This window comes from Pseudoalteromonas sp. J010 (genome assembly GCF_003934235.1).
Taxonomy (GTDB): Bacteria; Pseudomonadota; Gammaproteobacteria; order Enterobacterales; family Alteromonadaceae; genus Pseudoalteromonas; species Pseudoalteromonas peptidolytica.
In genome coordinates this window covers 20,244-33,857 of sequence record NZ_RDBW01000008.1, presented here as the reverse complement: position 1 = coordinate 33,857, position 13,614 = coordinate 20,244, and the positions used below count along the sequence as shown (strand labels likewise).

10 protein-coding genes are annotated in these 13,614 nt (G+C 43.1%); 4 read left to right on the top strand and 6 right to left on the bottom strand.

The window, feature by feature from the left end; genetic code table 11:
* The 6 genes from EAG18_RS05520 to EAG18_RS05495 all read right to left on the bottom strand — a co-directional run bounded on the left by EAG18_RS05520 (window position 1) and on the right by EAG18_RS05495 (window position 8,861).
* Window positions 1–825, bottom strand: a complete 825-nt coding sequence (locus EAG18_RS05520) for a CsiV family protein (protein ID WP_125251403.1) — start codon at window positions 823–825, stop codon at window positions 1–3.
* Window positions 822–4,295, bottom strand: coding sequence for a transcription-repair coupling factor (mfd, locus tag EAG18_RS05515; protein ID WP_125251402.1), 3,474 nt, complete (start codon window positions 4,293–4,295; stop codon window positions 822–824). Before mfd ends, EAG18_RS05520 begins: the two co-directional genes overlap by 4 nt.
* 16 nt (window positions 4,296–4,311) lie before the next feature.
* The gene (locus EAG18_RS05510; protein ID WP_185745560.1) at window positions 4,312–5,205 is read right to left on the bottom strand and encodes a carbon-nitrogen hydrolase; all 894 of its coding nucleotides are present in this window, start codon (window positions 5,203–5,205) and stop codon (window positions 4,312–4,314) included.
* Window positions 5,206–5,207: 2 nt separating this feature from the next.
* The gene (locus tag EAG18_RS05505) at window positions 5,208–6,245 is read right to left on the bottom strand and encodes an agmatine deiminase family protein (protein WP_125251400.1); all 1,038 of its coding nucleotides are present in this window, start codon (window positions 6,243–6,245) and stop codon (window positions 5,208–5,210) included.
* A gap of 107 nt (window positions 6,246–6,352) precedes the next feature.
* Window positions 6,353–6,916 (bottom strand): PilZ domain-containing protein, encoded by a 564-nt coding sequence (locus EAG18_RS05500; RefSeq protein WP_125251399.1) that lies wholly within the window; start codon window positions 6,914–6,916, stop codon window positions 6,353–6,355.
* Between the two features lie 70 nt (window positions 6,917–6,986).
* Complete coding sequence (locus tag EAG18_RS05495) at window positions 6,987–8,861, bottom strand: methyl-accepting chemotaxis protein (protein ID WP_275557237.1); 1,875 nt, start codon at window positions 8,859–8,861, stop codon at window positions 6,987–6,989.
* A gap of 158 nt (window positions 8,862–9,019) precedes the next feature.
* Between EAG18_RS05495 and EAG18_RS05490 the strand changes: the two genes are divergently transcribed.
* From EAG18_RS05490 to EAG18_RS05475, 4 genes are all read left to right on the top strand, one after another.
* The gene (locus EAG18_RS05490) at window positions 9,020–9,979 is read left to right on the top strand and encodes a DUF4382 domain-containing protein (protein ID WP_125251398.1); all 960 of its coding nucleotides are present in this window, start codon (window positions 9,020–9,022) and stop codon (window positions 9,977–9,979) included.
* 676 nt (window positions 9,980–10,655) lie between these two features.
* The gene (locus tag EAG18_RS05485) at window positions 10,656–11,900 is read left to right on the top strand and encodes a hypothetical protein (RefSeq protein ID WP_125251397.1); all 1,245 of its coding nucleotides are present in this window, start codon (window positions 10,656–10,658) and stop codon (window positions 11,898–11,900) included.
* A 9-nt stretch (window positions 11,901–11,909) separates the two neighbouring features.
* A complete protein-coding gene (locus EAG18_RS05480; RefSeq protein WP_125251396.1) occupies window positions 11,910–12,812 on the top strand; it encodes a hypothetical protein in 903 nt (300 codons plus the stop codon).
* A gap of 17 nt (window positions 12,813–12,829) precedes the next feature.
* Window positions 12,830–13,483, top strand: a complete 654-nt coding sequence (locus EAG18_RS05475; RefSeq protein WP_125251395.1) for a tail fiber protein — start codon at window positions 12,830–12,832, stop codon at window positions 13,481–13,483.
* The last annotated feature ends 131 nt before the right edge of the window (window positions 13,484–13,614 follow it).

Below are 13,614 nucleotides of genomic sequence, written 5' to 3'. Positions count from 1 at the left end.
CTAATGTTTATATTTTCTTATCTGGAAGATCACACCAAGTTTTGGGTGGTCTAAGTAATGTATATCTCCACTATACACGCGAGTATATTGAGACATTCTTGCGGTACGAGTATCTTGACCTTCTTCGTATCGTAAATCTAAGTTCGTTGTCACGTAAAGGTAATGCCTTACATGGATCTTGATTTGCCCTTCTAGTTGAAAATGCGCTTGAGGATTATGCGCTTCAACATCGAAAGGGCGAGTAAGGGCGGAAAAGCTATCGCCGCTTTGTGTGACAGTATAGCTCAACGGTGGCTTATGTTGCTTACCCGCGATGATTTCAATATTTGGTGCGCGTCGTTTGCTTTGTTCTGGAAAGCGCCACCCTGTATGTAATATGGGGTTTAACCCTTTGCGTTTCAGCTCATTAATCTTGTTTGTAAAATTTAGCTGAGTTTTGTCGAGCAAATAGATAGCATTCATATGCTCTTGTGGTTCAACACGGGGTGTAAGAGGTAACTCGTCAAACTTTGCAACATAGTCTACATCAGGGTTACAGATAGTAGAGTAATTGGCCTGTGTAAGGGCCTTTATCAAGTTCGGTTCTATAAATTGCTCGCTGCCTTGTAAGCACAATTGATGACCGGTGTTATTAAACCCCTCTAGCAATAGCGGTTTAATATTTTTGCGTGGCAGAGGCGTAAGTTCAATACTAAAGTCCTCTTTCAGTGCGTTGGCTGATGCTTGCTCAAACGCGATTAGTTCAACCTCAAACCAGCGTACAGCATGAGCATACTGGCTGCTAGCTAACGCCGCCAATAGGCTTATGCTTTTTATTATTTTCATGCTACCGCCTTTTTCTCAAAGTCATCTATCATGGCTTTTATTAGCTTTAACCTTTCTTGGCCATTCTTTTCTTCAATCATAAACTTCAGTTTATTTGCACCTTCCATCCTATAGGTTGACGGGCTACTTTGTATCAAGCCAATGATGAATGTTGGGTTAACTTTTGTATGACTACTAAACTCGAAGAAACCACCTTTAGGGTTTGCTTCAACTTTGTTGATGCCAAGTTGAGTTGCTTTTAGCTTAACAGATTGTACAGCAAATAAATTTTTCGCTGCATCCGGCAGTAAGCCAAATCGGTCTATTAGCTCTATTTGCAGCTCATCTAATTCTTGTAGAGATTTAGCACTGGCGATCCGCTTATACATGCTTAAACGAATATTAACATCATGAATATAGTCATTAGGAAGTAGGGCTGGGAACTTAAGGTCAACCTCACTTTGTTGTTGAAGTAAGTTATCAAGAGTTGGCTCTTTACCGTTTTTGAGGGCTTCAACGGCTTGTTCTAACATTTCCATGTAAAGTGTAAATCCAACGGTTTGGATCTGACCACTTTGATCATCACCCAATAGCTCACCTGCACCACGGATCTCCAAATCATGGGTAGCAAGGGCAAAGCCAGCGCCAAGATCTTCTAACTGCTCTATCGCTTGCAAACGTTTAACTGCATCTTTGGTCAACGCTTGAGCATTTTTTGTTAGTAGGTAGGCATAGGCTTGATGATGGCTTCGGCCAACTCGCCCACGTAGCTGGTGAAGCTGCGCTAAACCAAGCCTATCAGCTCTATCCATAATGATAGTATTAGCTGATGGAATATCTATGCCAGTTTCAATGATGGTGGTACAGACAAGGACATTGTACTTTTGATGATAAAACTCTCCCATCAGGTGTTCTAGTTCTTTTTCACGCATTTGCCCGTGTGCCGTTGTTACATTCGCTTCGGGAACTAGGGCTGAAATGTCAGCACTTATTTTATCGATAGTCTCTACATTGTTGTGTAAAAAGTACACTTGGCCACCGCGCTTGATTTCGCGTAATATTGCCTCGCGGATCAACTCGTCATTTCGTTCGCGGACAAAGGTTTTCACCGCTAACCGCTTTGCCGGTGGCGTAGCAATAATTGATAAATCTCGCATGCCACTCATGGCCATATTCAATGTACGTGGAATAGGGGTTGCTGTGAGCGTTAGAATATCAACATCGGCTCTGAGTTGTTTGATTTTTTCTTTTTGCCTGACCCCAAAACGGTGCTCTTCATCGACAATCAATAAGCCTAAATCAGCGAATTTTATATTTTCTTGAATAAGCTTATGCGTGCCAATAACAATGTCAATTTTGCCTTCTTCGAGCTTTTGCAGGGTCTCTTTTTGCTCTTTAGCTGAGTTAAATCGGGATAATACGCCCACTTCAACAGGTAAATCTGCAAACCTATCTTTGAAGTTCTCAAAATGCTGCTGAGCAAGCAAAGTGGTAGGGACTAAAACCGCGACTTGCTTGCTGTCATTAACCGCAACAAATGCAGCGCGCATCGCAACTTCCGTTTTACCAAAGCCAACATCACCACACACGAGCCTGTCCATTGCAAGACTTGACTGCATATCAGCCAATACCGCGGTGATGGCGTTGCGTTGGTCGTCGGTTTCTTCGAATGGAAAGCTGTCGGAAAAGTCTCGGTAGGCGTTTGCATCAACCTTAAAAGCATAACCGGGTTTACTTTGACGTTTTGCGTAAATATCTAGAAGTTCAGCAGCCACGTCTCTCACTTTTTCAGCAGCTTTACGCTTTGCCTTTTCCCACGTGTCATTGCCAAGTTTGTGCAGTGGTGCTGAGGCCTCTTCACCACCAGAGTAGCGACTGAGCATGTGCAGCGATGACACTGGCACGTACAATTTTGCTTCATTGGCATAGGTGATTGTTACAAATTCAGTAGCAACACCGGCGGCATCTATTGTTTCTAGCCCCAAGTAGCGACCGACACCATGGTCTAGATGTACAATCGGCTGGCCTGCTTTTAATTCAGCTAGGTTTCGGATCAGTGCATCTTGACCTTGTTCATATTTATGCTTTCGGCGGCGTTTTTGTGAAATTTTTACACCAAGCAGCTCTTGCTCGGTGATAATAGAAAGGGAGCGAGTCTCTTGCACTCTGACACTGGTCGCCAGTGGGGTGACGATAATGCCAACATCAGCATCACAGGCGATAAAATCCCCGATCCGCTTGAAGGGAGTTAGTTTTAGGCCTGTGGGCTTGAGTAGAGTTAATAACGACTCTCGTCGTCCTTCAGACTCCACGCTAAATAGCACTCTGGATTTTTGTTTCTTTTGTTGAGTGATGTAATCAAGCACTTTTTGATATGGATTACTCTGCTTGTGCTCAATACGGACATCATCTATCAACTCTGCATTGATGTTATGATGGCCAGCCTTTGTCCCGAGTTTTGCTTGACTTAGCTTTATTCTCGGAAATCGATTTATGCCTTCAAAGAGTGTTTCTATCGGTTGGTATAGCTTGGCAGGTGCCAACAGTGGACGAAGCGGATCTACTTTTCGGTTTTCATAACGTTTTGATACATCTTGCCAAAATGTGTGAGCCGCAGACTCAATATCCCCAAATGGCATAATAACGGCGTCGTTAGGTAAATAATCAAATATAGTAGCGAGTGAATCAAAAAACAGCGGCAAGTAGTATTCTATACCAGCAGGCCAGTTGCCTTTGCTAACCTGCATATAAATACTGTCTTTTTCACTGCTTGCACCAAAAGCTTCACGATAGCTGATCCTAAATCGCTCAATATCTTCGGCATTGGTTGGAAATTCGTGAGCTGGCAACAGATCTATCGCTTCGATTTCGTCATTTGAACGCTGACTTTCAATGTCAAAATGCCTGATTGAGTCAAGCTCGTCATCAAAAAAGTCTAATCGAAAAGGAAGAGGGCTACCCATAGGGTACAAATCTATAATCGAGCCGCGTACTGCAAACTCGCCATGCTCCATAACTTGTTGAACGTGTCGGTAACCTGCTTGCGTAAGCGTCTCACGGAGACTTTGGGCATCAACGGTATCTCCCTTTTTAACCTGCAAGCTCATACCATGAATAAAGCTCGGTGGCGCTGTGCGCAGCATAAGTGTTGACACAGGAATGATCAGCACTGACTGCTTCTCATGCTTTAACGTGTTTAGTGTTGCTAGGCGCTGCGAGATGATATCTTGATGCGGTGAAAAGTGGTCATAGGGCAGAGTTTCCCAGTCTGGAAACATCATCACTGGCGTGTCGTTTAACAGGTACGCCAGCTCATGCTCAAGACGAAGTGCAGAAGGAGTATCAGGAGTAATGAGCACCACGAGGTTATCGTGTTTTTGAATGCTTTCACTTAAACAGAGTGACAGGCTACTACCGACTAGGTTACCCCAAATGATTTTGTCCTTATTAGATTTTACCCATGGTAAATTATTCCACTGCACGTTCGCCATTGACTACTCCTATTTATTAATCGCGATAGATTTTACAAAGATCTTGGTAGTGATCGATTCGTCTGTCTCTTAAATACGGCCAGATCCGACGAACCGATTCACTACGAGCCAAATCTATGTCTACCACACAGACGGCTTCGTCTTGTTCCGAGGCATGTAATAGCATCTCACCTTGTGGACCTGCCACGAACGAGTTACCCCAGAATTGGATCCCTTCGCTTTGTCCTGAAGGATCCGCTTCGTGACCAACACGGTTAACACTGATCACCGGAACACCATTAGACACGGCGTGAGCGCGTTGAGCAATGATCCAGGCATCGCGTTGGCGTGTTTGCTCAGCTTTGTCGTCTCTTGGATCCCAGCCTATTGCTGTTGGGTAGATAAGAAACTCAGCTCCAGCCATCGCCATCAAGCGTGCACCTTCAGGAAACCACTGATCCCAGCAGACTAAGACGCCAAGTTTACCAACTGAAGTTTGGATCGGTGTAAAGCCCATGTCGCCAGGCGTAAAGTAAAACTTTTCATAAAAGCCTGGGTCATCGGGAATGTGCATCTTACGGTATTTACCAGCGATAGTACCGTCAGAATCAAGTACAACCGCAGTATTGTGGTAAAGCCCTGTTGCACGCTTTTCAAACAACGAGGCAACAATAACTACATTCAACTCTTTGGCTAATGCACCCAAAGCTTCAGTGCTTGGACCTGGGATAGTTTCTGCCAAATCAAATAGATCGGTGTCTTCTGTTTGGCAAAAGTATAAGCTGCGATGTAGTTCTTGCAATACAATTAGTTTTGCGCCTTGCGCCGCCGCGGCTTTGATTCCATCACAAGTCTTAGCAAAGTTGCTTTTTAGATCAGCCGAGTTACTATGCTGCACAACACCGACTTTTATGTTTTTTTCAGCCATGATACTTACCTTAAAAAACCTTTGGGTAACTGCATAGTAATACAATGCAAGCTACCGAATTGATGAATGATTGGTAAACAGTTTACGCCTATTACTGTTCTTTCAGGGTGGGCAAGGGAGATTTTATCCAATGCTTCTTGGTCTTTTTCATCACCATAAATTGGCACTAAAACCGTTTTATTTAAAATAAGGTAATTTGCATAAGTGGCAGGTAATCGCTCCCCGTCACTATCATACTTAGCACTAGGCCACGGCAGGTCAATCAGCTTGTAGGGATTGCCGCATGGCGTACGAAACGAGCGTAACTGATGTTCCATTTTATTCAGCGCATCGTAGTGCTCATCACTTTTATCGTCGCATTTTACGTACACTAAAGTGTTGTGTGGTGCAAAGCGCACTAGGGTATCGATATGGCTATCTGTATCATCTCCTGCTAGGTAGCCATGATCAAGCCACAAGAAAGACTCTGCACCGAGTTCTTTTTGCAATACCAGCTCTAACTCTGTTTTACTCAAATGTGGGTTACGATTCGGATTCAACAAGCACTCAGATGTTGTCAGTAATACTTTATGCTCGTTTATTTCAATACCGCCGCCTTCAAGTACAATATCCACAGGTTCAAAGGTGCAGTCGGGGTTTAACACTTGTGTGGCAAGCTGTTTATTGATTTTGTTATCGAGTTCAGCGGCAAACTTATCACCCCAACCTGTAAACGTGAAGTCTTTTACACACAGTTCCATGGTGCTATTTTGTGTTGTTAGCGGGCCATGATCACGTGCCCAAGTGTCATTACAGGGCGTAACGACAAACTGGCATTGGGCTAAGTCAACATTGGCGTCTGCTAATAAACGTTCAATGTGTTTTCTTAGCGATTCATCATGCGCCACAATAACCACTTTTTGAACTTGAGTAATATGTTGGCAAAGTACGACATAGACAGGCTCTACATCGCTGAGAATATCTCTCCAGTCAGTTTGCGAATGCGGCCAAGTGAGCATCACGGCATCTTGTTCTGCCCATTCAGGGAGTAAAGTAAAACTCATTAAATCATCACCATAGAATAATAAGCCTATAGTTTATCATTAACCTCAGAGGTGTCAGTAAATTTTGACGCGTTTAATTGAGGTTGCTGAGTTTGATTGTGTGATTTTTACTCCTTTTGCTGTTTTTGTTTTAGTTGTCTGGTTTGTGCATGTAAACTGGCGCGAACCAATAACTCTTGATCAGCTTCTCTGATAGCGGTGAACACTAAGGTATACTTTGATTGTTGCTTGGCCAATACTTGGGAGTAGCAAAAAATAGCACTAGCTTCATTGCGTAAAAATACTTTCGTTCGCAGCGACTGACCTACTTCATACTCGTCTTCTAATGTAACCGTTAAGCCTCCACCACCATAGCTGTCACAGTATAAGCTGCTGTCGTCAGGCTCTTCAGTGGCAAGAATGTGGCTAATGATTAGGTCAATTTTACGTGATTGTGCTTGTAAGTAGGCCGCGAGTTCATTAGCGGTATCGCCTAGGTTGCGTAGGGGCCTCAGGGCATTAAGGTCCAGTGCATTGATTTCATTGGCAAGCTTGAATAGTGGGGGAATGGCAGCCTCTAATTGGTACTCATTTTCAGGTACCATATTATCGTCTACTGGGTATAGGTTTATTTGAACCTGCTCCGCTACTTGAAAGTACTGTTCAAATAATTCCTGCAAATTTGCTTTCATTTTAATCTCTTGGCACTACGGCGCTTACTGCCTCTATTACCTCTATAGTAACGGTTTAGTTTAGTGATAATCAAACTTTGAATTGCTCAAGTAATTGCTCTTGACCAGTAATTTTATCAACTTGTGACTGCATGGTTGAATCAACACTTCTCGCTTCACTGTATACTGACTCAGAAATTTCTTTTATTGATGCGCTACTATTATTAACGTTGCTTACAATGTCATTTTGCTCGTGTAGCATATCGGCAATACGAGAGTTAAGTTCAACAATATGGCGAATAGCACTTCTCATATCCTCTAGCGCGTGGCGAGTTTGCTCAGCTTTATCTACGGTTTTCTCTACATAATCTTGGCTTTGCTTCATAACGGTAACTGCGCTCTCAGACCCTGATTGCAGTTGGTTTATCATGCCTCTGATCTCGGTGGTGGCCTCTTGAGTGCGCTGAGCAAGCGAACGTACCTCATCGGCAACCACTGCAAAACCTCTACCTGACTCGCCAGCTCTTGCGGCTTCAATTGCTGCATTTAAGGCAAGCAGGTTAGTTTGCTCTGCGATACTGTTGATCACAGAAAGGATTTGTTCGATGGCAGTAGATGAACTTTCAAGCTCTGTGACAACATTCATCGCTGAGCTGATTTGATTCGATAATGCTTCAATAGTATTGGTAGTTTCTGCAACGATAGCCTCACCCTGAATAGCAACCTGACCGGTGTTTTTTATCGCTTGTGCTGCCTCTTGGGCGCACTTAGTTACTTGATGCTCTGTTGCAGACATATGTGTCGTCGCATTATTTAATACCTTTATCGTTTCTAATTGTGTTTCTATGGCTTGACGAGACTGAGCCGCGACGTGAGATGTGTGCTGGGCATCGCTCAGCACTTCATGCCCTGAGCGTTGAATATTCACAATAAGTGTTCTTAATGTGTTGGTGAAGGCGTTAAAGTTCGTTGCTAAGGCAGAAAACTCGGGTTCATGGTTTGTGTTTAGTCGTACCGTTAAGTCGGCATTGCCTTTTGCAATGGCAGCCATTGCAGTGTTGATTTCATCAAGAGGTTTTAGTAGCCAATTTATAACGAGCGACAACAACAGGGTTGCCAGCACAACGGAAATAAACGCAAACACGGCTGCATTTCTTCTTAGTTGCGAGAGAGCGGCAAATACAGTATTTTCGTCTAGCATGACCCCTAAATACCAGTCTAGGTCTGTCACTTCTTTAAATAACAGCAACTTATCTTCGCCATCGACCTTAACGTATTGTAACGACTCAGATGGTTTGATTTGGCCGAGGAATTCTGTTGAAGGCTTGCCATTCAGGTTGACATCGGGATGTGAGATGGTTGAGCCATCTTTGCTCACCATAAACGCATATCCTGCACCGAGCAGGTTAAATGAGTTAATCATCTCGCCAAGTTTAGCTAAACTCACATCATAGAAAATAGCACCGCTAAATTGTCCTTGTTTAAAAACGGGCGCGCCTATCGACACAACGATTTCATTGCTGACCGCATCGGCATAGGGGGAGGTAATGATGAGTTCACGTGCGTTTTTTGCATCGGTATACCAAGGCCGTTTTCTGGGATCCCAATTAGCACCTGGGTTCCAGCCGGGGTCGCTGGCAACGTATCGACCCGTTTGTTCTTCGCCATACCCGATAAGTAGAAAAGCATTGGTAAGCTGTGGTTGAGAAAGTATGGGAAAAGCGCCTTCTAAAGTATCTGTTGCAGCGACTAGGTTGGTTGTGAGCGCAGCTAAGTCTGTTGCCCCTTTCATTTGCGCTGTGACGGTATTACCAATCCCTTGAATTATCTCATTGATGCTTTGCGCCGTTTGGGTTTTTATTGCTGCACGTACTGATAGGTACTGAATAACAGATAAAACGAGTAACGCGAATAAAAGTACAAACGCAGAGACGGATACAACTTTGTGTTTAAACTTCACAGCCATACTCCAACAGTATTGATACATTAAAGTTATGACAGTTAATGAGAAAATGCCAAAACTTCTGCGTGACATTTAAAGGTATTTTGAATTATTGCATTTTTATTAATTATTTATTCATTGTGCATCTCCTATTCTTTAAAACTTAGAAGAGGAGAAACATCATGTATAAGCCATTCTTAACCGCAATAACCTCAGCAGTGATACTCGCTGCATGCGGTGGCGGTTCAGGTTCCGACTCAAACGACACCACCACTACGCAGCCAACCCAAAAAACCACCGTAAGTGTTGGTGTGTCAGATGCTGCTGTGAATAATCTTGCTGAGGTAAACTTGGTTATTCAGCGGCTGACATTTCGAGCATCTGGAAAAGAAGATGTCATATTTGATACCTTGGACACACAGGGTAATCCAATGAAAATCAACCTGCTAGAATACACAGGAGATGATATCTATTTAGTGGTAAACGACCAAGAGATCGATGCTGGTGATTACGAGTGGATCAGAGCCGATGTTGTAAACGGTAGCGTGGGGTCTAACTTTGATTTAACCTCTAGCGTGCGTTTTTTAGATGGTAGCCAAGCACCGTTAGCTGTGACCCGTAAAGGTAACGATGGTGTCGGTGAAATTCAACTTAATAACTTCTCATTAAATGAAGGTGAGAATCAAATCGTATTGGAGTTTGACTTAAATAAGGCCTTGTTGAAACGCGGAAATGATGACACCGTTTATCTAAAACCAACAGCTGTGCGATTGGAAAATCTATTAACCAGTTTTGAGCTTGAAGGCATGGTTAGTGAGTCTGTGAAAAATGCCTGTATAGCAGACAACGCGGATCTGGCTCCAGTAGCAGGAGAGTACAAACATGTTGTTTATCTTTATAAAGCGGATGTTGCGGTGCCAAGCGACATCAATGACGAAGATTCAGCGCCGATAGCAACCGCAAACGTGGATACCGAGAGTGAGTTTGAGATTGCATTTATTAGCTCTGGAGAGTACAAAGTTGGGTACTCGTGCTTGGGTCATATAGATGATGCCGAAACAATAGATACAGATTTTAGTTTGCATCAAACAAAAGACGTTACGGTAACGCAAGATACAGAAATAAATTTTGCGACAAACTAGTATCAGCTAGTCTTTTAGGCGCCTAGTTTTTTAGGCGCATTGCTACGCATTAATAAAACAGGGCTTCATTGAAGCCCTGTTTTATTGTTTAAGGGGAGGTAAATACTTCAGTTGATATTACAGGCATGTACGTGATTACTTCATCCAAAACTTTGATACTCACTAATTGCGCTTGAATGAAGGGTTTGACTCTATTTGTAACCTTCGATGTTTGTTGAGCATCGCTTAATACCTCGTGATCTAACCTTTAAACACTCGCTAACAGGAATACTAAGCTGTTGGGAAGTTATTTTATTACGCAATCTAAATGATTTATTACTTCTCATGGATCGCTAAAAAGCGAGGCTATTTGTCATAGAGGGAAGTTGAGCTTTTTTAATAATAAACAATGAGGTGTAATAGGGTGTAATTGACATTATCAAAACAATGCTATTTAATGGGAAAATCAAAATTCCTAATTTTTATCAACTAATTCATAAGGTTAATGTGGGTGCTTTTAATGTCATTGAATCTCGTTGATACGATATGCTCGCGCTACTTAGAATAAGGTTACTAAAAAGAATTATCGCACATGAAAGTTTATATGGTTTAACTGGCTTTAAATCATAATGCAAGTGTGCTGCTGTGTGTATTGTCATATAGTGTCCACACCTTCACGAAGCTTAGGAAAGCGAATATGAAAAAAAGCAACGAACCTTCTCAAACTTGGGGTGAAAAGCAACAGCTCAGTTCTGTTGATCCAAGCTTAGAGCGACTATTTAACCAATCACTGCGTAGTCAACTTACCCGCCAATTAAAAGGCGATGCGTTTGCTAGCAGCAGCGTCTTGATAAAACACTGCTGTAGCGTTGTTGAAACTTTACTTGCAAAAACACAAACACATGATCAGCTGGTGGCGGTTTTTGCTGACTTCTCAGAGTCTCTACTAGAACTTTATCAAGAGCTTGCGCTTCCCGAAGAAGAAGTGACACATTCCTATGTCAATGCCACAGGATTAGTGATGGCTGTCAAAGATGCGGTGTCGACAGTCAACGATATTTATCGGGTCAAAGCGTTTATTCGTGGGCTTGATAAAGTGCTATCAAAGGTTGAAGGACAAAGCCAAGAGCCACTGCATCTGGTTTATCCTGCTTGTGGTCCATTTGCCCCCCTTGTTTTACCGCTTCTGTGTTATGTCAATGCACATAATCGTTATCAGCGCCCGTTAAAGATTACATTAATAGACATTCAGCCCGGTGCCAAAAAAGTGCTGGAGCGTACTGTAGAGAGTCTGGGTCTGGGCACTGACAATATTGAGATACTCTGCATGGATGTAATGGAGTATAAGCCAAGTGAGCCGATTGATATTTTAGTGATAGAGGCGATGCAGCATGGTTTGAGTAAAGAAGGACACATGAGCTTTATGCGTCACCTTGCAACGTTTCTAGCTGATGATGCTTACCTCTTACCAAACGAAATAGTTGTGGAAGCGCTACTTACGGTGCCTCAACGGGAATTTGTTGATCAATGGAAAGAACAAGAGCGTAGTCATTCAAGTTTTATAAACGAACAGATCCGCGCTGATCGTATCTCCCTTGGCACCATTTTTACACTTAATATTACCACCTTAAAGCAACTTGCCATTATGCCTTTGGGCGATGGTTTTGATTTGATTGAGGCAAATCAAGTGACCATTCCACATAATGTGGAAGATATGTCTAAGCGTATTTTATTGCTCAGTGCCAAGCTATTTGTCGATGACGAAGAGGTGATTGATCAATACGACTCTGGGATCACGCACCCGTTGGCGGATATGTCGGTGTGTATTGATTTTAAACCCAAGGCGTCTGAACCAGACGATTTACTCGTTAAAGGTGGCGATAAGCTCAAGTTTTATTACAAACTCTGTGGCATGCCTGGCTTTTTACCTACTTTGGCGTAAGGGATTAATATGGAAAAAGTGATTTTATTGGCCAGCTCACCAGCTGCAACTCCGGCAATTGAATGCTTAGCTCAGATGAATGCTCTTGCTGGTATATTAAGCGTGTACTGCCCTGAGTCAGTTGCTCAACAACATGCTGCGGCGGCGCAGCACTTTGATGTGCCACATGCCTATCATACAAATTTAGATGAAGATATTTTGGCTTCTGCTCAGCAAACTTGGCAAGGGAGTCGATTCATTAGTTACCATTTACCCTATGAACCTCTATGTAAGTTGCAAAGCGCACAAAATATTGTGCAGGTTCAAGTTGCACAAAACAGCAATGCAACTGTTGAACATGCAGTGTTTCATAGTATTTATAGTCAGGAACCTAGCTGCGCGTTGATAGCGGTGTGTGTAAAAAAGCAAACCGTTTTATTAAGCCATGATGTCACGATAGATAGCCACGATACTGCGGGCACCCTACACAAAAAGCTAATCATGCAATTGCCTAACCTGTTAGAGCAGTTAGTTAGTGATGTAGACAGCTTGAAGCAAACTGCGCTTTGCCGACCATTTGCCCCAAAGAGTTTGCCCACTCTGAATGAGGCAGACTTGTTTGTTCATTTGCAAACCGACAGTGCTGAGCAAGTCGTTAACTTAGTTCGTGCTGCAAATCCGTATTTTGGTGGCGCACGGTTACGTATTGGCCACGCGGTTTGTCAGTTATTACAAGTGACTATTAGCCCGCAGCCAACTTACGGTGTAAAAGCGGGCACCATTATTACTTTATCAACCTCTGGCGGCCTAGTGCTTGCCCTAACAAATAAACAAGCGGTAAAAGTAGACGTGGTGAGCAGCAGTGAAGGGGTGTTTGATGGATACCGCTTTGCTATGCAGGCCAACTTACAAGCCGGAATGAATTTAAAATAAAAAAGAAGGATAAAACAATGAGTGCAGCTCCATTACTTGGTGATATCGAAATGGCAGGGTACAACTTTGTACCACGTGGTTATTATAGTTGCCATGGTGTAATTGCTGATATAGGAGAAAACCCCGCTTTATACTCTTTACTGGGAATATCGTATGGTGGAAATGGCCGGACAACATATCAGCTACCCGACTTTCGTGGCGTTGTGCCTATGGGAACGGGGCAGTTACGCAACACTGGGGCAAACCGTCAAGTAGGGTGGGCTCTTGGCTATGAAGAGGTTTCTTTAAGTGTATTACATTTACCTTCACATACCCACACTGCAACTGCTGAAGCACAGACGACAGTGGGTCAGGTCACGGGCAATTTTACAGCAAGAGCGAAAAACGGTTTGGGAAATACCGATAATCCAAATGGAGCATATTGGGCAACCGGTGAGACGGTGAGTGGCCGTGAGACTTTCTCAGTAAAAAAAGCTTACTCGACTACCGCTGACACGACAATGGCTGCCGGTGCAATACAAATGTCAGGCAATATAAATGCGGATGCTACAACATCAGTAAAAGTGACAAATCTTCCTACTGGTGGAGGATTGCCGGTACCGATTCTTCAACCTAGCTTAGTTACTAACTTTATTATCTCTGCTGACGGTACTTATCCAAGTCGTAGTTAGTCGTATTTTGGCGCTTTAATCAAAGCGCCTTCTTGGTTTTAATTCACAAAGTAATTTATATGTATTGCAACCAAATTAAGGTAGGCAAGCCAACGCATACCTTGATAATAAATCAATCACAGTAGGGATCA

Coding starts and splice junctions, on each gene's coding strand:
- EAG18_RS05520 (WP_125251403.1), bottom strand. CDS start 825: ATGAAAATAATAAAAAGCATAAGCCTATTGGCGGCGTTAGCTAGCAGC.
- mfd (WP_125251402.1), bottom strand. CDS start 4,295: ATGGCGAACGTGCAGTGGAATAATTTACCATGGGTAAAATCTAATAAG.
- EAG18_RS05505 (WP_125251400.1), bottom strand. CDS start 6,245: ATGAGTTTTACTTTACTCCCTGAATGGGCAGAACAAGATGCCGTGATG.
- EAG18_RS05500 (WP_125251399.1), bottom strand. CDS start 6,916: ATGAAAGCAAATTTGCAGGAATTATTTGAACAGTACTTTCAAGTAGCG.
- EAG18_RS05495 (WP_275557237.1), bottom strand. CDS start 8,861: ATGGCTGTGAAGTTTAAACACAAAGTTGTATCCGTCTCTGCGTTTGTA.
- EAG18_RS05490 (WP_125251398.1), top strand. CDS start 9,020: ATGTATAAGCCATTCTTAACCGCAATAACCTCAGCAGTGATACTCGCT.
- EAG18_RS05485 (WP_125251397.1), top strand. CDS start 10,656: ATGAAAAAAAGCAACGAACCTTCTCAAACTTGGGGTGAAAAGCAACAG.
- EAG18_RS05480 (WP_125251396.1), top strand. CDS start 11,910: ATGGAAAAAGTGATTTTATTGGCCAGCTCACCAGCTGCAACTCCGGCA.
- EAG18_RS05475 (WP_125251395.1), top strand. CDS start 12,830: ATGAGTGCAGCTCCATTACTTGGTGATATCGAAATGGCAGGGTACAAC.